This window comes from Oceanobacillus sp. NCCP-135, assembly GCF_059698015.1.
The window spans coordinates 149899-171455 of sequence record NZ_BAAKSZ010000002.1 but is presented as its reverse complement, the minus strand read 5'-3'; the positions used below and the strand labels follow the sequence as shown (position 1 = coordinate 171455).

24 protein-coding genes and 1 riboswitch are annotated in these 21557 nt (G+C 34.8%); of the genes, 23 read left to right on the top strand and 1 reads right to left on the bottom strand.

Annotation, left to right across the window (positions count from 1 at the left end; all coding sequences use genetic code 11):
- Positions 1 to 338 precede the first annotated feature (338 nt).
- The 7 genes from AC6HVZ_RS02585 (at position 339) to AC6HVZ_RS02555 (ending at position 5836) form a co-directional block, all read left to right on the top strand.
- Positions 339 to 956, top strand: coding sequence for a stage V sporulation protein AA (locus AC6HVZ_RS02585; protein ID WP_497556564.1), 618 nt, complete (start codon positions 339 to 341; stop codon positions 954 to 956).
- On the top strand, positions 934 to 1362 hold the full coding sequence (locus AC6HVZ_RS02580; protein ID WP_497556563.1) for a stage V sporulation protein AB: 429 nt from the start codon (positions 934 to 936) through the stop codon (positions 1360 to 1362). The genes AC6HVZ_RS02585 and AC6HVZ_RS02580 overlap by 23 nt, the downstream gene beginning before the upstream one ends.
- Before the next feature lie 30 nt (positions 1363 to 1392).
- On the top strand, positions 1393 to 2874 hold the full coding sequence (locus AC6HVZ_RS02575) for a spore germination protein (protein WP_497556562.1): 1482 nt from the start codon (positions 1393 to 1395) through the stop codon (positions 2872 to 2874).
- 88 nt (positions 2875 to 2962) lie between these two features.
- Complete coding sequence (gene lysA, locus AC6HVZ_RS02570) at positions 2963 to 4270, top strand: diaminopimelate decarboxylase (RefSeq protein WP_497556561.1); 1308 nt, start codon at positions 2963 to 2965, stop codon at positions 4268 to 4270.
- Positions 4271 to 4359: 89 nt separating this feature from the next.
- A complete protein-coding gene (locus tag AC6HVZ_RS02565; RefSeq protein ID WP_497556560.1) occupies positions 4360 to 4797 on the top strand; it encodes a peptidylprolyl isomerase in 438 nt (145 codons plus the stop codon).
- Between the two features lie 46 nt (positions 4798 to 4843).
- Entirely contained in the window at positions 4844 to 5299 is a 456-nt protein-coding gene (locus AC6HVZ_RS02560; RefSeq protein ID WP_497556559.1) for a site-2 protease family protein, read from the top strand.
- 168 nt (positions 5300 to 5467) lie between these two features.
- The gene (locus tag AC6HVZ_RS02555; RefSeq protein ID WP_497556558.1) at positions 5468 to 5836 is read left to right on the top strand and encodes a GNAT family N-acetyltransferase; all 369 of its coding nucleotides are present in this window, start codon (positions 5468 to 5470) and stop codon (positions 5834 to 5836) included.
- 97 nt (positions 5837 to 5933) lie between these two features.
- Here AC6HVZ_RS02555 and AC6HVZ_RS02550 read toward each other — a convergent pair whose 3' ends face one another.
- A complete protein-coding gene (locus AC6HVZ_RS02550; RefSeq protein WP_077326775.1) occupies positions 5934 to 6017 on the bottom strand; it encodes a YjcZ family sporulation protein in 84 nt (27 codons plus the stop codon).
- A gap of 190 nt (positions 6018 to 6207) precedes the next feature.
- On the opposite strand from AC6HVZ_RS02550, the gene AC6HVZ_RS02545 reads away from it, so the two are divergent.
- The 16 genes from AC6HVZ_RS02545 (at position 6208) to AC6HVZ_RS02470 (ending at position 21501) form a co-directional block, all read left to right on the top strand.
- Positions 6208 to 6951, top strand: coding sequence for a segregation/condensation protein A (locus AC6HVZ_RS02545; protein WP_497556557.1), 744 nt, complete (start codon positions 6208 to 6210; stop codon positions 6949 to 6951).
- A 146-nt stretch (positions 6952 to 7097) separates the two neighbouring features.
- Positions 7098 to 7691 carry an SMC-Scp complex subunit ScpB gene (gene scpB, locus AC6HVZ_RS02540; protein ID WP_497556556.1) on the top strand — a complete coding sequence of 198 codons (594 nt, stop codon included), beginning with the start codon at positions 7098 to 7100 and terminating at the stop codon, positions 7689 to 7691.
- Between the two features lie 97 nt (positions 7692 to 7788).
- A complete protein-coding gene (locus tag AC6HVZ_RS02535; protein WP_497556555.1) occupies positions 7789 to 8676 on the top strand; it encodes a superoxide dismutase in 888 nt (295 codons plus the stop codon).
- Positions 8677 to 8789: 113 nt separating this feature from the next.
- Entirely contained in the window at positions 8790 to 9887 is a 1098-nt protein-coding gene (locus AC6HVZ_RS02530) for a D-alanyl-D-alanine carboxypeptidase family protein (protein WP_497556554.1), read from the top strand.
- 2 nt (positions 9888 to 9889) lie between these two features.
- Complete coding sequence (locus AC6HVZ_RS02525; protein WP_497556553.1) at positions 9890 to 10474, top strand: nucleoside recognition domain-containing protein; 585 nt, start codon at positions 9890 to 9892, stop codon at positions 10472 to 10474.
- 2 nt (positions 10475 to 10476) lie between these two features.
- Positions 10477 to 11007 (top strand): spore maturation protein, encoded by a 531-nt coding sequence (locus AC6HVZ_RS02520; protein WP_497556552.1) that lies wholly within the window; start codon positions 10477 to 10479, stop codon positions 11005 to 11007.
- Between the two features lie 75 nt (positions 11008 to 11082).
- Entirely contained in the window at positions 11083 to 11823 is a 741-nt protein-coding gene (locus AC6HVZ_RS02515) for a pseudouridine synthase (RefSeq protein WP_497556551.1), read from the top strand.
- 54 nt (positions 11824 to 11877) lie between these two features.
- Entirely contained in the window at positions 11878 to 12450 is a 573-nt protein-coding gene (gene resA / locus AC6HVZ_RS02510; RefSeq protein ID WP_497556550.1) for a thiol-disulfide oxidoreductase ResA, read from the top strand.
- A gap of 35 nt (positions 12451 to 12485) precedes the next feature.
- The gene (gene resB, locus AC6HVZ_RS02505) at positions 12486 to 14135 is read left to right on the top strand and encodes a cytochrome c biogenesis protein ResB (RefSeq protein WP_497556549.1); all 1650 of its coding nucleotides are present in this window, start codon (positions 12486 to 12488) and stop codon (positions 14133 to 14135) included.
- A gap of 14 nt (positions 14136 to 14149) precedes the next feature.
- Positions 14150 to 15337: a c-type cytochrome biogenesis protein CcsB gene (ccsB, locus tag AC6HVZ_RS02500; protein WP_497556548.1), complete on the top strand. Its 1188-nt coding sequence runs from the start codon at positions 14150 to 14152 to the stop codon at positions 15335 to 15337.
- A 117-nt stretch (positions 15338 to 15454) separates the two neighbouring features.
- Positions 15455 to 16171 carry a response regulator transcription factor gene (locus AC6HVZ_RS02495; RefSeq protein WP_497556547.1) on the top strand — a complete coding sequence of 239 codons (717 nt, stop codon included), beginning with the start codon at positions 15455 to 15457 and terminating at the stop codon, positions 16169 to 16171.
- Positions 16171 to 17940 (top strand): ATP-binding protein, encoded by a 1770-nt coding sequence (locus AC6HVZ_RS02490; RefSeq protein ID WP_497556546.1) that lies wholly within the window; start codon positions 16171 to 16173, stop codon positions 17938 to 17940. Before AC6HVZ_RS02495 ends, AC6HVZ_RS02490 begins: the two co-directional genes overlap by 1 nt.
- A gap of 169 nt (positions 17941 to 18109) precedes the next feature.
- A riboswitch (cobalamin riboswitch) is annotated at positions 18110 to 18289 on the top strand.
- Between the two features lie 159 nt (positions 18290 to 18448).
- The gene (locus AC6HVZ_RS02485; RefSeq protein WP_497556545.1) at positions 18449 to 18886 is read left to right on the top strand and encodes a DUF4430 domain-containing protein; all 438 of its coding nucleotides are present in this window, start codon (positions 18449 to 18451) and stop codon (positions 18884 to 18886) included.
- Between the two features lie 5 nt (positions 18887 to 18891).
- Positions 18892 to 19410 carry an ECF transporter S component gene (locus AC6HVZ_RS02480; RefSeq protein WP_497556544.1) on the top strand — a complete coding sequence of 173 codons (519 nt, stop codon included), beginning with the start codon at positions 18892 to 18894 and terminating at the stop codon, positions 19408 to 19410.
- A gap of 365 nt (positions 19411 to 19775) precedes the next feature.
- On the top strand, positions 19776 to 20318 hold the full coding sequence (sigX, locus tag AC6HVZ_RS02475) for an RNA polymerase sigma factor SigX (RefSeq protein WP_497556543.1): 543 nt from the start codon (positions 19776 to 19778) through the stop codon (positions 20316 to 20318).
- Positions 20308 to 21501 carry an RsiX family anti-sigma factor gene (locus tag AC6HVZ_RS02470; protein ID WP_497556542.1) on the top strand — a complete coding sequence of 398 codons (1194 nt, stop codon included), beginning with the start codon at positions 20308 to 20310 and terminating at the stop codon, positions 21499 to 21501. The genes sigX and AC6HVZ_RS02470 overlap by 11 nt, the downstream gene beginning before the upstream one ends.
- Positions 21502 to 21557: the final 56 nt, after the last annotated feature.

Here is a 21557-nt window from a genome sequence, read left to right as displayed (position 1 = left end):
ACTTATCGACAAGCCTTAGTTGCACATATACTGATCTTCTAAAAAAGTTGTTTTTTCCTATCGGTGGAATAAAGGCAAACGTTAAACCAAATTTTATCACGAATTAACGGGCTGTAATACCCCCACCTCCAAGCGTGAGAAATCCCAAACGTGAAGGTGGGGGAGGAAGGGAAACCCCCACTGAATGAAGTTTCACTTTATACTTTGGTTTTCAATGTAAAAAATCATCACTTTTATGTGATGATTTTTTATCATAATAATGAGATTTCTGGCAAATACTATGATTATAACAATAAAATAACACTAATTTAATCAACAACTAAGAGGATGATATATACGTGGGAGATATTATTTATTTGCGAATGAAAAAAAATATAGAATTATCCTCAATGCAAGAGGTTCAGTTAAAACATATTGCTTATATATCGACGTCTGCAGGTAGTAAGAAAAAAATGGAAAACACGCCAATTTACAGAATTACGAAAAAGGATAAAAATATTGTTATCATTGACAGTTTTTTAATCGTAGATCATTTAAATAAAGTATACAAGGATATAGAAATACAGTTGATTGGACCAACACAAACGATTATACGGATACTGACAAATAAAAAGGAACCTTCTATTTTGCTAGTATCAGCAATTTGGATATTATTGTTTGTTGGAGCAGCAATGACGATAATGAATTTTCACTACGATGTTAGTATGCAGGAGGTACAACAAAAACTGCATTATTTACTTACAGGAAAACAAAATGAATTCCCATTGTGGATTCAAATTCCATATTCGATTGGTCTGGGGATGGGAATGCTATTGTTTTTTAACCATTGGTTTAATAAGCGCTTTAATGAAGAACCAAGCCCATTGGAAGTAGAGATTTTCAATTACCAGCAGGATCTTGATAATTATATAAACTACTATGAAAATAAATTAAATGATACAAAGTCTCCTCATTAATTTATTACAAATTATTATTGGATTATCAGGTGGTCTTGCTGTTGGAGCTGGTTTTGTTGCGTTTATAACCGTTTTAGGAATTATTCCTCGGTTAGTTCAACTAAGTAAAACTCAAAAGTTAATAAAAGTTTATGCGGCATGTGTCATTTTGGGTATCTTATTTGGAACATTTTTATCCTTTACAAATATAACCTGGGATCAACCAATGATACTATTGGCTTTTTGGGGCTTGCTGCATGGAATATTTAACGGCATGCTCGCTGCGGCATTGACTGAAGTGTTGAATGTTTTCCCGATTTTATATAAGCGGATGGGAATAGCCAAGCATATCCTATGGTTGCTTATGGCAATCGTGTTTGGAAAGATTGCTGGCTCGTTATTTCAGTGGATATTATTTGTTAGGTAATTCCGTAAAATAAAGGTGGAATGGTTATTAATGAAACAGAAAGACAACAAAAGCTTAATATCTCCAACTATAAAAGATAACGAAGCCTATATGAAAGAAAGAATTGGTGTCGGAGTTTCATTTGATCTCGGATTTAGGGAAATTACTCTCCTTAAGAAAAATGTACAAATCTATTATGTGACTGGTTTATGTGATTCATTAATTATAGCTGAACTATTAAGTAAATTGATCAGCATCAATGATGTGGAAAGTAATGCAAAGAAACTTTTTGAAATAATTGAAAATCGTTTAGTCCATCAACAGGTAACAACCATAAAAACAATGGATGAAGCAGTAGATCAAATGTTGTCAGGTTTAATTGTTCTCTTTATACATGGAGAAAAATATGCTCTTGTTATTGACGTCCGAAATTATCCTGGAAGAACGCCTGAAGAACCGGATACAGAACGAGTGGTTAGGGGTTCGAGAGACGGATATACTGAAAATGTCGTTGAAAATTCTGCTTTAACCAGAAGAAGAATAAGGGATGCTAGGCTGAGAAATGAGATGTTAAAAGTTGGCGAACGTTCTAAAACAGATATCTGTATTACCTATCTTCAGGATGTTGCCGATAAGGGACTTGTCAATTTAATAAAAAAGAAAATTAATGCTATCGAAATTGATGGGATTTCGATGGCAGATAAAACACTAGAGGAATTTATTATAGATTCAAAATGGAATCCATATCCATTAGTAAGATATACCGAACGACCGGATGTAGCTGCAAGCCATTTATTGGAAGGTCATGTAATCATTATTGTGGATACATCTCCAAGTGCAATTATTCTTCCCACAACATTTTTTCATCATTTACAACATGCAGAAGAATATCGGCAATCACCTGCGATTGGAACATTTGTTAGGTGGATTAGATTCTTAGCTGTAATTGCATCTATGTATCTTTTACCATTATGGTTGTTATTCGTTTTGGATCCGACCTTGCTTCCTAAAGAATTATCATTTATAGGTCCGAATGAAGAAGGTAATATTCCGATAGCCATACAAATAATCACGGCTAGTTTGGGTATAGAGTTTTTACGAATGGCAGCAATTCATACACCAACTCCGCTCTCTACTGCTATGGGACTAATTGCAGCTGTATTGATAGGGCAAATAGCAATTGACGTAGGTATGTTTACCCCAGAGGTAATATTATATGTATCTGTCAGTGCAATTGGAGCATATGTAACTCCTAGTTATGAAGTAAGTGTTGCAAATAAGTTAATAAATTTATTATTGGTATTATTTACTTGGTTTTGGGGCTTGAGCGGATTTATTATTGGCATTGTGCTTCATATTCTCTATTTAGTAAGGTTGAGATCTATAAGAACACCATATCTTTGGCCATTTATACCGTTTAATGCAAAAGCTATGCTCCATATTATATTCCGTATTCCAGTTCCATTTACAAATACCAGACCAAGCATTGTCCATCCAAAAAATAACTATCGCCAACCAACACAAAAGAGCTAATTAATTGTTAGCTCTTTTGTTTTTTTCTTTAATATGATAAAGTTCTAATATAATTTTATATTTTAGAAGAAAGTCGGGGGAAGTAGGCATGATATTAGACAATCATCCATTTCAAGTAAACCAACAGGGCCATTTAGAAATTGGTGGTCTAGATACAATCTTTTTAGCTAAAAAATATGGTACTCCGTTGTATGTATATGATGTTTCCATAATTAGAAATAATTGCAGGAATTTTGTAAATACTTTCGACGATTTAGGAGTAAATGCCAAAGTGGCATATGCTAGTAAAGCTTTTTCTTCGATCGCCATGTTGCAGGTAATTAAGCAGGAAGGGTTATGTCTTGATGTAGTATCAGAAGGTGAACTGTACACGGCTATACAAGCAGGCGTCCCTAACGAAAGAATTCATTTACATGGTAATAATAAAAGCATTCAAGAATTAGCAATGGCAATCGAACATGAAATAGGCTGTATTGTTGTTGATAATTTTTATGAAATTGATCTTATATCTCGGATATTAGAAGAACAAAATAAGGAAATAGATGTTTTAATGCGTGTCACACCAGGTATTAAATCAAAAACACACCAATATATTATGACTGGAAATGAAGATTCCAAATTTGGTTTTAGTCTTCAAAATGGACAGGCCGATAAAGCCTTTAAACGTTTATACAATCATAAATCGATTCGCTTTAGAGGATTACACTGTCATATTGGATCACAGATTTTTGAGACAGATCGATTTGTGCATGCAACAAATGTGTTATTTAAAGAGATTTCGAAGTGGAATAATTTATATGGCTATACTCCAGAAGTGTTAAACCTTGGAGGGGGATTTGGTATTCGTTATACGAAAGAAGATTTTCCTATTCCTTACCAATCCTATGTAGAGGCTCTGGTACAGACTGTTCAACAACATGTGAAAGAGTTAAATTTACCAATGCCAGAGATTTGGATAGAACCAGGCAGATCAATCGTTGGAAGTGCAGGTATAACCCTGTATACAATCGGCTCCACGAAAGATATACCTGGGATTCGCAAATACGTTTCAGTCGATGGTGGAATGACGGATAATTTAAGACCGGCTTTATATCAAGCGGAATACGAAGCGGTGTTAGCTAATAAAGCAATTGAACCTGTAACAAATGAAGTTTCAATAGCAGGTAAATGCTGTGAATCTGGAGATATGCTTATATGGGATCTGCCTGTACCAAAAGTTGATAACGGTGATATTCTTGCAGTTTTTTCTACAGGCGCATATGGTTATTCCATGGCTAACCATTATAATCGTTTTCCAAATGCAGCGGTTGTATTTGTTGAAAAAGGTAAGGATAAATTAGTCGTTAAAAGAGAGACATATCAAGATATAGTAAAAAATGATTTATTCTATGAATAATTGGTCTTAAGCAATGAATTCTTTTAAATATATTAATTTAGTGATAAAATAAACAGTGATTTAAATCAATCTCTGGAGGGAATCTAATAATGACTAAAACTGGTTATATATTAATGGAAAATGGTAATAAAATCGAGTTTGAACTTTTTCCTGAAGAAGCACCGAACACTGTAGCTAATTTTGAAAAACTGGCAAAAGAAAACTTCTATGATGGATTGACTTTTCATCGAGTAATTCCTGGATTTGTTAGTCAAGGTGGATGTCCAGTAGGAAATGGTACTGGTTCAGCTGGATATACAATTAACTGTGAAACAGATGGAAATCCCCATAAACATGTAGAAGGTTCATTATCAATGGCACATGCTGGAAAGGATACAGGGAGCTGTCAATTTTTTATTGTTCATGAACCGCAACCCCACTTAAATGGTGTTCATACAGTATTTGGGAAAGTCACATCAGGTATTGAACATGCAAAAGAAATGGATAATGGAGATGTAATGAAAGAAATGAAGGTGTTTTCAGCGTAATTAGATGAATTTGGGTCTAATCCAAGTAAATTTAAGGAAGTAATTGATGGATATATATTTACTAGTATTCCTTACTATGATAGTAGCTCCTTTTAGTGTTTTTTTACATGAATTAGGTCATGCTATTGCGGCACGCACCGTAAATGCCGATCAGATTACATTATCAATTGGTCTAGGAACAAAATTATGTACGTTTTTTCTGGGGAAAATTCAAGTTACCATTTATACTATTTTCTTTTTAGGCGGATTAGCTAAGAGTGAAAGGGAAGTTCCATATAAGGCATTAGAAATTGTATGGATTTCAATCTCAGGACCAATTACTAATTGTTTATTTGCCTGTTTGTCTTATGTAGCTTATTTCATGTATCCGAATGGTTATATGTATGTGTTTTTCTTATTTAACTTATGGCTAGCAGTTGTGAATCTTATCCCATTTAAATTAAAAGAAAAGAAAACGGATGGATATACAATTCTTAAATTATTATTTAAAAATAACTTTTAAAATTTTAGAATTAATAGTAGTATGATGTATATGTATATGAATATTGTTAATGCTAGTTACATGGTAGAGCAAATTAGATTCATAATTTGACAAAGTGGGATAAAAATGCATAAATATATATAAACTTTAACCACAGATTATAAGTTATTTTGTTAATGAGGGATATCTATGTTAATTCGTTATAAAAAGAATTTAGAAAAAATAGCCATGGGATTATTATCTTTTATGCCAGAAGAGAAAAAAGATGTGAAAAAATTACTGCAAACAATAAAAGAATATGAAACAAATTCAGATTGGCATCTTTATTTGTGGAAAGATGAAGATGTATTAGGTGCGATAGGATTAAGAATTGAAAATGAAATTAATGCTGTCATCCAGCATATTTCTGTAAATCCTTCACACCGTAATCAAGGGATTGGCCGAAAAATGGTAAATGAAATAAACAGGCTTTATCAAGAAAAATACGCTGTCTGTGCTACAGATGAAACACAGCAATTTTATACTAAATGTGATGAAACTAACATGCAAGAGGAATGATAGAAAAGCCAGCCCATTTCTAAAGGCTGGCTTTCTTCTTACTATCAATAGCTAATTACGGCTTGCGACTTTAGCTATTATAAAATAGTACTACGTCTTACATCCAAGCAGCACCAACGATAATTAAAAGAATGAACAGTACTACGATCAACGCAAATCCTCCGCCATAATTACCACTCATAGAAAAAACCTCCTTTGTTTTCTTCACATAAATGTTGTGTGGTAACATTTATCTTACGCTAATAACTTATGACGGCAAGAGTTATGATGTATAGGCGTTTATGACAAAGCTTTAAATATTTTCATTGTCTAAATGTATTCTGAAGCTGTACATAGCTAGTTTGAATAACTATTGAAAGGAAGAAATAAAGATGAATCAAGCATATCAAGTAAAATTAGAGGCATTTGAAGGTCCGCTTGATTTATTGCTGCATTTAATCAATCAATATGAGATTGATATTTATGACATACCTGTAGCACAAATTACTGAGCAATATATGAATTATATTCACACAATGCAAAGACTCGAGCTAAATGTTGCAAGTGAATACCTTGTAATGGCTGCAACGCTTGTAGCTATTAAGAGCCAAATGTTACTGCCTAAACAAGAAATTGATGAGGACATAGATGAATACGAAGAAGATCCGAGAAAAGAACTGATTGAGCGTTTAATTGAATATCGGAAATTCAAAAATGCGGCAGAAAAACTAAAAGATAAAGAATGGGATGCAAATCAGATTTACACTAGACCTCCAGCAGTATTTGATTACTACATTTCAAAAAAAACACCTATGATTCAGGGAGATATTTCTATTTATGATATGCTTGGGGCTTTAAGTAAAATGATTGACCGAAAAAAATGGCATGAGCCGCTTGATGCTAAAATCAAAAGAGCAGAAATTCCGATGGAAGAAAGAATGAGAGATATCCTGCAGCTTGTGCAAAAATCAAAACAGGGTATTTCATTTGATCAATTATTTACATCAAGAACACGATCACGCATTGTAGTTACTTTCACGGCATTATTAGAATTAATGAAGTCTAACGAGGTTTTTTGTGAACAAAAAAAGAACTTTGGTGAACTGTTTGTGTTTTATACTGCTACGAAAGGATAGGTTTTTTAGGAAATTTGTATAAGTGCAGGTTTGTACTTTCGCCATTAATGCTTGCATTCCAGGGTATAAGAGTTTCTAAGAAAGCAAAATACACTTTTAAGAATTCCATGAACGATAAGTCAGTTTTTTAATGTGGAGGAATAGATGTGGAAGTAAATGCATTAAAAGCAATAGTAGAAGGCCTTTTGTTTGCAAGTGGCGACGAAGGAATTACATGTAAACAATTATCAAAAATACTGGAGACTACCGAATCCTTCGTCGAGCTTATAGTAGATGAATTAAAGTATGATTACAAACATTCAGATAGAGGGATAATGATCATGCAGTCACATCAGACTTATCACTTAACAACAAAGCCGGAACACAGCGATTATTATAGAAAATTACTGGAAACACCTCAAACCACAAGAATGTCGCAAGCCGCTCTGGAGACATTGGCTATTATTGCCTACAAGCAGCCGATAACCAGAACAGAAATTGATGAAATCAGAGGGGTTAAAAGTGATCGACCTATCCAGACACTGCTATCGAGATTTTTAATTGAGGAAAGAGGTAGAAGGGAAAGTATAGGAAGACCAATCCTGTTTGGTACCAGTAAAGATTTTTTAACATATTTTGGTTTAACATCATTGGATGAATTACCACCACTTCCGGATAATACAGATACAGTTGAACTTGAGCAGGAAGCTGATTTATTTTTTGAACAATTTAATCCAAAAATGGATACGAGAAGTAATTGATAAGCGAAGCCTCATAGTGATTTATAAATAAATCTCTATGAGGCTTCTTCGCACACATATGATTAATGGTGGGCATATGCTACACCGGGGTGATTATGTGGATAAAACAAAACAAAGGTATTTAGAAAGTCTTAATGTATGGGGAGACCATATTAAAAGTAAATTGAAAGGTGCTGTAGTCTCTTCTGATGAATTGAATCGAACATTCGAGCAAATTGATAGTTGGCAGCAACAAATCAATCATAAGCTGACTTCAAATCAAAAGCTCGGAAATGAAGAATTAACTTTAATACAAGCTGAAGGTGAACGAATATTGGATGATATTAAAACCAAGAAAAGTATGCAAAAGATCCAAGGACAGTCAAGTATTCCATATGGAAACCATCAACTACCACCATTGCCATACAAATATAATGCTCTAGAACCTTATATAAGCGAAGAAATTATGAGGCTGCATCATGATGTACACCATAAATCCTATGTAGATGGTTTAAATAAAGCTGAAAAAGCTTTATATGGGAATAAGCAGGATATTAACTTAATGAAACATTGGTTAAGAGAACAGGCTTTCCATGGTTCTGGACACTATTTGCATACAATTTTCTGGTGTAATATGACACCAAATTCAAGTAAAGAGCCGATTGGTGAATTAAGAAAACGTATTAAAAAAGACTTTGGTTCATGGAAAAAATTTAAAGAACTTTTTAGTGAAGCAGCAAATTCTGTTGAAGGGGTCGGATGGGCTGTTTTAGTGTGGTCTCCAAGAAGTGGCAGGCTTGCTATTCAATCAATTGAAAAACATCAATTGTTCCAACAAGCTGACGTTATCCCATTACTTGTATTAGATGTATGGGAACATGCCTATTATTTACAATATCAAACAGATAAAAAAGATTATATTAATAACTGGTGGAATGTAGTTAATTGGGAGGATGTAAATAACCGCTATACGAAAGCAGAAAAAGTCAAATGGCAGCTGTATTAATGTAACAGCATGGTTTCCTCCAGCTTTTGTAGGAGCTTTTCAACAATGTATTCATATCACTATATATCCTGCATAAAATATACAGACATATTTACTGTGGGAGGAAACCTGTTATGAGATATATTTTTTTCATCATTAGCTTGTTATTGTTTAGTTTGGTGAATCCAGCAATTGGACAAGCAACCCCGAAAGTATCAGCTCATAATGCTATTTTAATAGAACAATCTACAGGAAGGGTATTATATGAAAAAGATGCATATGAACCAGAATGGATTGCCAGCATTACTAAAATTATGACTGCACTAATAGCAATTGAATCGGACAAGATGAAAGAGAAAGCTATAATAAGCAGAAAAGCTATTTATACAGAAGGATCATCCATCTACCTGGAGCAAGGAGAAAAAATGACGGTTGAAGATCTTGTATATGGTATATTGCTCAGATCCGGCAATGACGCTGCAGTAGCTATTAGTGAACATATAGGAGGAAGTGAAGAAGGCTTTGTATATTTAATGAATGAGAAAGCAAGATGGCTTGGAATGACTAACAGCAGTTTCGAAAATCCGCATGGACTCGATTCGGACAATCATTATTCTTCTGCCTATGACATGGCTTTGTTGATGCGTTACGCAATGGAAAATGAAGATTTCAGAAAAATAACCGGAACTCCTTCCTATAAATCTGAGAACAGATCCTATAGCTGGCAAAACAAAAATAAATTACTAACGCAATATTATGACAGTTGTACAGGTGGAAAAACGGGATATACGAAAAAGACCGGAAGAACATTAGTCTCTACAGCCAGTAAGAATGGAATGGACCTTATTGCTGTGACTTTAAACGCACCTGATGATTGGAGAGATCATATTAATATGTTTGAATGGGGGTTTGATACCTACAATATGGAATCAATTGCTAAGAAAGGCGAAGGAAAATACAAACTTAAAGGTTCAGCTAATTCCATTTCCGGCTTTATACAAGGTGATATTGTATACCCATTAAAAGAAAATGAACTAATGAAAGTGGAGATGAAATCATATTTATTAAAAAATGTAACTACTTCAGTAGATATCATTGGGAAGACCATTTTTTATCTCGATAACAATCCAATAGCAGAAACGATCATTCACAGCAATGCACCATCTGTACAAAAGGATGGACTTATTTCACAGATTCTGTCCATGTACAAAAACATAATCGGGTTTAAATAATCATGGTGAATATCATATGGGCTGGTATGGCTGTTATCGGTATTGTATATGCCATGTTTAATGGGACGATGGATCAAGTAAATGAAGCTGTATTTAAAAGTGCAAATGAAGCAGTTACTTTGTCAATCGGTTTAATTAGTGTTTTGGTATTCTGGCTTGGGATTATGCGAGTTGCGGAGAAAGCAGGAATATTACGAGTCCTCACTAGATTCTTAAAGCCTTTTATCAGCAGACTTTTTCCAGATATTCCAAAAGATCATCCGGCAATGGGATATATATTATCAAATTTCACTGCAAATATATTTGGTCTTGGTAATGCTGCTACTCCAATGGGAATCAAGGCAATGGAACAGATGAAACAGTTAAGTAAGAGTGATACTGCCTCAAGATCAATGATCACTTTTTTGGCATTGAATACTTCGAGTTTAACACTAATTCCAACAATGGTCATTTCGATTCGCATGCAATATAATTCAGTCTCTCCTACAGAAATTGTTGGTACAACGATCATTGCTACAGTCATATCTTCGTTTTGTGCAATTTTACTTGACCGCTTTTTCTATTACCAAAGTACTTGGAGGAAATAAAAATGGGGATTATTACATCGATTAGTACATGGTTGATACCATGCTTTCTATTACTAGTACTAGTTATTGCAACATGGAAGCAAGTTTCAACTTATGAGGTGTTTGTAGAAGGAGGGAAAGAAGGTGTCAAAATGGCATTTACTTTACTTCCTTTTTTAGTAGGAATGATTGTTTCCATTTCCATACTGAGAAGCTCAGGGGCTTTAGAGGCATTTACAAATCTCATCACTCCATTGCTCGTCTTTATTGGAATACCACCCGAGATCATACCACTTGCCTTGGTTAGACCTATTTCAGGTACAGCGGCACTCGGGATGACCACGGAATTAATTGATACAAATGGACCGGACTCTTTTATTGGCAGATTAGCCTCTACCATGCAGGGAAGTACCGATACGACATTATACATTCTAACCGTCTATTTTGGTGCTGTTGGAATTAAGAAAATGGGTTATGCATTAAAGGTTGGACTATTAGCAGACCTAATTGGTATAATAGCATCAATAATAGTTGTTACTATTGTATTTGGATAAGATTATTTACTAGCGTTAACGTAAAGTTAGCGCTATTATTATGGAAGAAAAAATAACTTAAAGCATGGTGATAATATGACTAACAAGTTGGAGAGACTACAAAAAGTAATTGCACACAGTGGTGTAACGTCAAGGAGAAAAGCTGAACAGCTTATAATAGATGGTAAAGTGAAAGTCAATGAGCAAACAGTTACTACGCTTGGTATAAAAGTGTCAACTAATGATAAGATTGAAGTAAATGGGGTACCTTTAGAAAAAGAGGCTCCAGTTTATTACATGCTTTATAAGCCACGTGGGGTGATTTCTAGTGTGAAAGATGATAAAGGCAGAAAGGTTGTTACAGAACTTTTAGGTGATGTAACAGAGCGGGTTTTTCCAATTGGAAGATTGGACTTTGATACTTCAGGTATTCTATTACTAACAAATGATGGAGAATTCGCCAATTTGCTCATGCATCCAAAGCACGAAATTGAAAAGATATATGTCGCAAAAATTAAAGGAATACCTGAAAAAGTAGAATTAAAACAATTGAAAAAAGGTATAAAGGCTGACAATGATCTTTTAAAAGCTGTTAAATATAATATATTATCCACTGACAAAATAAAAAATACGATGATAATCGAATTAACGTTACATGAAGGAAAGAACAAACAGGTAAGAAGGATGATGGAGGGACTTGGTTATCCGGTAAAGAAATTGAAACGGGAAAAATATGGAATACTGACGTTGGATGGACTTCAGCCAGGGAACTATCGCCCATTAACCCCAAAAGAAGTAAAACAAATGCGTAATATGGCTATGAAAATTGTTGAATAATAGTCAAATTCAGCAATGGTTTTAAATGGTATAATGGTTTTGGGAGTGATCCATATGAGTCTAGATCAAGCTCGAAAAAATAAAAAAAACAAAAAGAGAAATCGACTTATTTTTAGATCGATAATATTAGCAGTAATGCTTGTGGCAGTTGTATTTGCTGTTGTCTCCAACCTGCAAAAGGATAATACAATCTACAGAGCCGGAGATCCTGCACCTGATTTTAAGTTACAGCAAATCAGTAAAAATAATGAGCTGGAAACAATTCAGCTTAGTGATTTAAAAGGTAAGGGGGTTATGCTTAATTTCTGGGGTACCTGGTGTAAACCATGTGAAGCAGAAATGCCATACATGCAGGACTTATACCCTAAGTATAAAGAAAAAGGAATTGAGATTGTTGCAGTTAGTTTGGATACAACAGAATTAGTTGTGCATCGTTTTATTGATAAATACGATTTAACTTTTCCTATTCCTCATGACAAAAGAGGAGAAATAAAAGATTTATACAAAATAGGACCTATACCTAGTACGTTCTTTATTAATCCGGCTGGGGAAATTGAAGACGTAGTAGAGGGTGCACTGACTTTAGAACGACTGGAAGGGCATTTTCAGGATATACTGCCGAAGTAATAAATAGCAACCTACGATTATTGTGAGGGATATTAATGAATAAAATAAAATGTGAATGCGGACATGTTAATCCTGAAGGGACAGTTCTTTGTGAAGCTTGTGGTAAACCGATTGAGGGAAATCAGCATATTGATGGAAATGATAATAAAAAGCTCCTGAATATGCGCTATGACGGTACTGCCCGAAGATCACAAACATATAACAAATCGATAATTGATAAAACATGGAGTTTTTTTTCATCCGTGAAAGTGGGAGTTTGGTTAATTGTTTTGGCTTTAATTGCATCAGCAATAGGATCTATCTTCCCACAAGAAATGTACATACCTGCAGATGCTACATCACGCGATCCTGCAATTTTTTATGAAGAGCGTTATGGTATATTTGGGCTTATTTTTTACCAGTTAGGATTTCATAATTTATATAGTTCCTGGTGGTATTTGATCTTAATTGCCTTAATTGGGGTTTCATTAGTAATTTGCAGTCTTGACCGATTTGTACCATTATACAAAGCTTTAAAAAAACAAAAAGCAAAACGCCATGAAACATTTTTAAACAGACAGCGCTTATTCAGTGAAACCGAAACCGTATCAGCTAATGAGGTACAAAAAGTAAAAGACCGTTTAAAAAAGCAAAACTACAAGGTCAGAGATGAAGATGGCCATATTTTAGCTGAGAAGGGACGGTTTTCTAGGTGGGGACCTTATGTAAACCATATTGGTCTGATTATCATTTTACTAGCAGCATTACTTCGAACAACACCGTTATTTTATATGAGTGAGTATATCTGGATAAGAGAAGGACAGCAAATGGTAATTCCCGGAACAAAGGGCGAGTATCACATCGAGAATAAAGACTTTATTCTCGAGAATTACGATGAAAATGACGAGCGATTTGGTGAAGCGATAACGCAAGAGGGTGGTATGGTAGCAAGCAATTACCAAACGGATGTAGTTATTTATAAAGCAGAGGAAGCTTCAGTTCCGGGTGCAGAACCTGAACTCAAGAAAATAATCGAGGATGATATACGGATGAATCATCCTGTGAAATTTGATGGTTATACAGTCTATCAATCAGGTTATCAATTAAATGAATTTACAAATATGTCCTTTAAAATACATGAAACAGATGATACTGATGAGGAAGCTTTGGATGAATTTACAATTGATTTAACAGCACCCGAAGCAGAATATGAGTTAGATAACGGATTTCGTGTAGAAGTAGGGCAATACTACCCGGATTATTATTTAGCTGATAATGGAGAGCCTGCATCTGAAACTAATTTTCCAAGAAATCCTGCATTTGTTCTGTTAGTTTATCCTCCTAACAGTGATACCGCTGAAGTAAGCTTTTTAGGGATAGGCAGAAATATTGATGCAACTGGTGAGAATCAATATAAAGTAGGAATAACCGATTTTGAAATGCATGACGTTAGTGGATTAAGTGTTAGAAAAGATTACTCCCTACCATTTTTTGGCTTGGGAGCGGCAATTTTCATGATTGGTGTTATCCAAGGGATGTACTGGCAGCATAGAAGAATTTGGATTCGTCCAAAAAAGAATGGGTTATTACTGGCTGCACACACAAATAAAAACTGGTTCAGTGTTAAAAAGGATATTGAAAAGGCAATTTCAGATACAAATATTAAAATGGTGGATGATCAGCAGGAACTGGATGAACAGAATTAATTAGGAGGGTTTTTATGGATTTGATTAGTTTAAGTAGTACAATGCTTTATACAGCATTTGTACTCTACTTGATTGCTACAATATTCTTTTCGGCTACGATTGGAAAAAAAAGAAAAGCGTCCAATAAAGGAATAACAGGAAAAATTGGGATCACATTGACCATTATTGGTTTTATTGCACAAATTGTTTATTTTATAACAAGATGGATTGCAAGCGGACATGCTCCCGTAGGTAACTTGTTTGAATTTATGACCTTTTTTGGAATGACCATCGTATTTGCGTTTATTATTATTTATTTTATTTATAAATTAAGTGTATTAGGTCTATTTGCTTTACCTGTGGCACTGATTATTATTGCATATGCCAGCATGTTTCCGACTGATATTGCACCATTAGTGCCGTCATTGCAAAGTCACTGGCTATATATACATGTGACTACGGTTTCATTGGGGCAAGGTATCTTGACAATAAGCTTTGTTGCTGGTTTGATCTATTTGATTAGACAAATTGATCAATCGGTTAGAAGTAAACGTACTACCTGGTTGGAAATTATTTTATATTCATTAATTTTATTTGTTGGTTTCATTGTTACAACAACTGTTTTTAACGTAATGAATTATAGTGCAACATTTGAATATCCATCAGGAAATAATGTGCTTACATCTGAATATACAATGCCTGCTATTGCAGCTCCGGCAGATGGTACATTAATTACGGAAGACGTAATGCAGCCATGGTTTGAAACACCTGAATGGATGCATGGTGTTGATGCAGGCAGAAAATTTAATACATTAATCTGGTCATTTATTTCCGGTTCAATCATTTATGTGTTACTTAGATTACTATTGAGAAAACGAATTGGTGCAGCAATTCAGCCATTGTTAAAAGGGACAAAACCGGATTTATTGGATGAAGTAGCATATCGTGCTGTTGCAATTGGATTTCCGGTATTTACATTAGGAGGATTAATCTTTGCGTCTATCTGGGCAGAAGAAGCCTGGGGGCGTTTCTGGGGCTGGGATCCGAAAGAGGTTTGGGCATTAATAACCTGGTTCTTCTATGCAGCTTTCCTGCATTTAAGACTTTCACGTGGATGGCATGGAGAAAAAACTGCATGGTTGGCTGCAGGTGGATTTGCTATCATCATGTTTAATTTAATAGCTGTTAACTTAATATTAGCCGGTCTTCATTCGTATGCTTAAGTTTTTATTTGATAATAGGCACCATTGTTTCGAGGAGTGGTGCCTATTTTTTATACAATTGTGTCAGGTTGGTTTATAATTAGTATATGGATAAAATGATGATGAGGGGGAGCGAACATGGAATCAAATGTTAACATATTAGTTGTAGATGATGAAGAAAGAATTCGTCGTTTAATTCGAATGTATTTAGAGCGTGAAGAATACATTGTAGAAGAAGCTGAGAATGGGACGATTGCTTTGGAAAAGGCATTAAATAACGATTATGATGTTATATTATTGGATATTATGATGCCTGAAATGGACGGTATAGAAGTTTGCCAGGAATTAAGAAAAGAAAAAGAAACCCCGGTAATAATGTTGACAGCAAAAGGAGAGGAGGCAAACCGCGTCCAAGGTTTTGAAATAGGAGCAGATGATTATATTGTAAAACCATTTAGCCCTAGAGAGGTTGTCTTGCGAGTGAAGGCGGTATTACGACGAGTAACAACGTCAGCTTTTGATGAAAACAACACCGCTACAAAGGATATACTTGTGTTTCCACATATAACTATTGATCATGATGCCCATCGTGTTACAGCAGATGGAGAAGAAGTTAGTCTTACTCCAAAAGAGTATGAATTACTTTGCTTTTTAGCAAAGTCTCCAGATAAAGTATTCAATCGAGAGCATTTATTAAAAGAAGTATGGCAATATGAATTTTTTGGGGATTTACGAACAGTTGACACACATGTTAAGAGGCTGCGGGAAAAATTAAATAATGTCTCTAAACAGGCTGCTAAGATGATTGTGACAGTATGGGGTGTAGGATATAAATTTGAGGTAGATGATGTGTAATGTTTTGGAAAAGCGTAGTAGGTAAACTAGCAATAACAATATTGTTGCTAGTTTCTTTTGTATTACTAATATTATCGATACTTTTATTAGAGTTTTTTGAGAATTTTCATATTGAAGAAGCTGAAACAGATATGCTGCAAACTGCTACTAAAATCTCTGTTTTGGTAGAACAGCATGATGATAAGTCTATCATTTTGGAGACCACTGATCGTGTTAAAGATCCGGCAACTCGTGTGGCGATTTTATTTAATGATGGAGAGCTATGGGTTTCAGACAGTTCTGATGAAAATTTATTAAAGCTGGATGCCTCGTGGCTGGAAACGGAAGAGGATTTAACAAGAGTATTAACAAATGATAGAGAGATTAGAAAGCAAATTACCATACCAAATAGTGAAATGGAAGCAATGATAGTCGGTACACCATTAGATAATAATAATGGAGCAATATTTGTATATCAGTCTTTAGATGTAATTGACCAAACAAAAGCTGAAACTACTAAAATTATCTTTTTAGCTGCAGGTATTGCGATTGTATTAACCACAATATTTGCCTTTTTCCTTTCAACACGAATTACTTCACCATTAATTAAAATGAGAGAAGCTGCCTTTGATTTGACAAGGGGTGAGTTCAATACAAAGGTACCAATATTGACCCATGATGAAATCGGTGGCTTAGCACTGGCTTTTAACCGAATGGGAAGACAGCTAAAATTCCATATTAATGCATTACGACAGGAAAAAGAACAGCTGTCAAGTATTGTTAGCTCCATGGCTGATGGTGTTATGACACTGAATAGAACCGGGGATATGATCGTTACAAATCCTCCTGCAGAACGATTTATTGAAGATTGGTATTTTGAAAACAATCTAGAGAAGAATGAAGATAATCGAAAATTGCCACACGAATTACATGAATTTTTACAGGAAGTAATTGATGGGGAAACAGAAGTACTGCATGAATTAACCATTCAAGGACGAAGCTGGGTAATGCTAATGACGCCATTATATGATCAAGCATATGTACGGGGAGCAGTTGCGGTTATTCGTGACATGACAGAGGAAAGACGGCTGGATAAACTTCGTAAAGATTTTATTGCAAATGTATCCCATGAATTACGCACACCGATTTCAATGCTGCAGGGATACAGTGAGGCAATTGTTGATGATATTGCTGAAAGTAAAGAAGAGAAAAATGAATTGGCCGAAATCATTTATGAAGAATCATTACGTATGGGGCGCTTAGTAAATGAACTATTGGATCTTGCGCGTATGGAAGCAGGTCATATTCAATTAAATAGGCAGCAAATAGAAGTTGAGACCTATGTTGATCGGATAATAAAAAAATTTAGTGGAATAGCAAGTGATAATAAGATAGAATTAAAATTAAACAAGAATATATCAAAATTTCAAGCAATTTATGATCCAGATCGAATTGAACAGGTTTTTACTAATCTAATTGATAATGCAATTCGTCATACAGCAGAGAATGGATTTGTAAAGGTATTAGTTGAATGTAATGATAATTGGTTGAATGTAGCTATTGAAGATAATGGAAGTGGTATCCCGGAAGAAGATCTGCCATTTGTATTTGAACGATTTTACAAAGCGGATAAATCAAGAGTAAGAAATAAAGCCAAAAAGGGAACTGGTTTAGGTTTATCCATTGCTAAAAATATTATTGATGCACATGACGGGGTTATTTCGGTTAAAAGTAAAGTAAACCAAGGAACCACTTTTAGTTTTAAAATACCAACTAATATCAGCGATTAATCTGTTCTAAATAATTTATCACGCATAACGGGCTGTAATACCCCCACCTCCAAGCGTGAGAAAATCCCAGACGTGAAGGTGGGGGAGGAAGGGAAAACCTGGGGGGAAAGTCCCCACTTAATGAAGTTTCACTTTATATGTGATAAAATATACCAGTAATTAAATTGAATAAAATATTTTGGGAATTGGTGTTTTCCTTAAAAGGGAATCCAGTGAAAATCTGGAGCTGTCCTCGCAACTGTAAATGGTATACGAAATAAGCATTAACCACTGTATGATTTCATATGGGAAGGGCTTATAGTAGGTTAATATCATAAGTCAGTAGACCTGCCAAATTCTTGTGTTTCAATGCTTCGAGGGTGTAAGTTATTGGGACAACCGAATACATATTTCCCCTATATGATATATATTTATGTTTCGATTGTCTGATGTGCTAACTCATTGAAGTGGAGTTAGTTTTTTTATTTCTTTTTAATTACAAGCATAGATTATACAGGAGGAGTTCAAAATGAATAAATGGCTGTTGCGTTTAGGATCCTTATTCGTTGTAATCTCATTGTTAGCAGGATGTGCATCAGATGAGAATAATGAACAGGGTACAACGTCAACAAATAATACAAGTGAGCAAGAAGAAAATAACCAGGAAGCAGAAGTAAGTGAAGATTCAGTTCTTATTACAATTACGAAGGATGAAGGCACAGAGTTTATCCATGAGAAAGAAATAGAAATTAAAGAAGGTGACATTCTTATGGATGTCTTGAAAGAAAACTTTTATGTGGAAGAGGAAGACGGATTCATTACATCCATCGAGAGAGCTTCACCAGAAGAAGATGAACAAAAAGCATGGATGTTTTTTGTTAATGATGAAATGGCACCTGTAGGCGCTGCGGAGTTTGAACTGACTCCTGGTGATAAGGTAACATTTGATCTGCAGTCATGGGAATGATCTAATTGAATATATATAAATTAACATTATTGGCGTTATTGGCAGCACTTGCGGTTGCAGGAAGAGTCGTTTTTGTATATTTGCCAAATGTCCAGCCTGTTACTTCTTTAATAATTATTTGTGGTATATTCCTAGGTCCCTTCGCCGCTGTAATACTGGCGATATTAACTAGCTTTTTGTCAAATATGGTACTAGGCATGGGGATATGGGCGATCTGGCAAATTGTTTCCTGGTCACTAATTGGAATAATGAGTGGAATATTAGGTAAAATATCAAAGAGGATTCCACTGTTTGTCATTGTATTATTCTCTATTTTCAGTGGCTACCTTTATGGCTTCATCATTTCATTAACAAATTATCAAATAGCAGGTGGTAATTTTTTTGCGTATTATTTACTTGGTTTACCGTTTGATACAAATCATGCCATAGGAAATGCTATCTTTATGATATTATTGTACCCAACTATTTCCTATTTTTTAAAAAAATATGCCAATAAACGTTTCATTACTCACAATACCAACTGAATTTAGTTGGTATTTTTTCTTTGCTTAGGAAATTATAAAATTTAAATGCTGTGGATAACTTAGTTGCCGGAACAGCCACGTCCAGCTCCAGCGCTAAAGCTATAGCGAGACCTTCCCTCACCTCCGTACGATAAAGAAGACTTGCCGATTGGGAACCAGAGGCTTAGTCGCACTTATACCCTTGTGGTGAAAGTCAACATCGGCTCCCTACGGTCGCCTGAGTTTCCTTTATCTCCTACGGCTCAGTCCAGTCCGTACGTCGCTAACCGGGCGCCCTGCGCTTTTGTTCTTACATGCTCTATAGTACAATTAGAATGTAACTTTTAAGTAATAATAAACGACTATATATGAACGGAGGATCTTTTATGAAGGTCGTTTTTGAAGAGTTTCATGAAAAATATCATCATGATTTATTTCAATTTATTTTTTATATGGTAAAAGATAGGCCATTAACAGAAGATCTCGTTCAGGAAGTTTATATAAAAGTTTTAAAATCCTATGAAACATTTAAAGGGAAAAGCAGTGAGAAGACATGGCTGTTTTCAATTGCGAGGCATGTTACTATTGACTATTTTCGATCACAAAACCGAAAACGAAAACGTATATTGGAATTTTTCGACTGGAGTGAAAAAGGACAGTTAATCCAGGATTTGAAACCATTACCTGATGAATTAGCTGTACAGAATGAGGAAATCCAAACCATTTATAACCATTTGGATAAATGTACGGTTGATCAAAAAAGTGTACTTATTTTACGATACATACAATCATTTTCAATCCAGGAAACAGCAGAGATTCTGAATTTCAGTGAAAGCAAGGTAAAAACCACCCAGCATCGAGGACTGAAAGCACTAAGAAAATATATAGCCGAAGATCAAAAGAGAGGGGGAGATGTTGATGAAATATAATGATGATCAAGAATTAATAGAAAAACTAAAAAACATGCCGAAAGTCGATGATACGATGGATAAAAATAAATTATATCACCGCATCTCCTCTGCGTTAGCTTCACAACAAAAACGACCAAAAGGAAATTCTAAATTAGTACCCGTTTTAGGAACTATCATGGCTGCTATCCTATTACTGATCATGGTGCCAATATTTTTTAATACGAATATGTTCGAAACTCAAAATGAGAATTCTACTGCAGATCGTGCACTTGATAACACTAACTCGAATCAGAAATCAGAAGAGTCTTTACATGATATGCAAGAAGAATCAACGGCTATGGAAGATACGGAGTCTGAAATTATGACGAAGAGTAAACCTATAGAGAGCTATGTTATTAATCAAAATAATAGTAATACAGTAATTGTACATGGAGCTGTTGCAGACAGCCAGCAGCAATATGTTATTCCATTATCTTTTATAGTCCCAGAGTCTGCAGATATTAATACGTTTTATAGTGAGATGGGTCATTATATAAAAGATCAGGAATGGGGTTTAAGTGATTATTTATTTGAGAATGTGTCGTTTATAATAGAAAAAGAAGCCAATCAGGTCATGGTTGATCTTCCATCAGGATTTTCTCTAAGCGAAGGATCCGCTACTGCAACTATTTTTGAAAAATCCCTGAAAACGATGTTTAAGCATAAGGGAATTGAAAAAGCAGTTTTTCATACAGAAAACAACCAAAGAGTAGATCTTGGCCCTTTTGGTATAGTGAATGAATTATCGCTTCGTGACGAGCAAAATGCCAGTTATAAGCTTTATCATCAAGATAATGCTGATAGATCATTTCTAATACCAATTCCCAATGAGGATGAATTAACGATTGATGATGCTTTAATGGAAATGAAAAGAGATGATCCGGATTTTAATGTATTCCAAACAATACCTGAGCCGATTCAATTTACAACGGATTCAATAGATCATGAGCTAATAATATCCTTTTCTGATGAAAATTTAATAGTAAATAATCAGGATACCCTAACAATGATTGAAGCTATTCTTATGACAGCAAAAAGCTATGGCTATGCCTCAGTCTCTTTTCAGAATAGTAACTTGAAAAAAATCGGCTCGTATGTACTAACAGAACCCATTCCTGTACCAGTGGGTGCTAATCCAATCAACTCAATAGCAAAACGATAGAATCAGCTCTCTTTCTAAATTTTGTTGCTCTTAACTCGTAGATGATAGAAAAGACG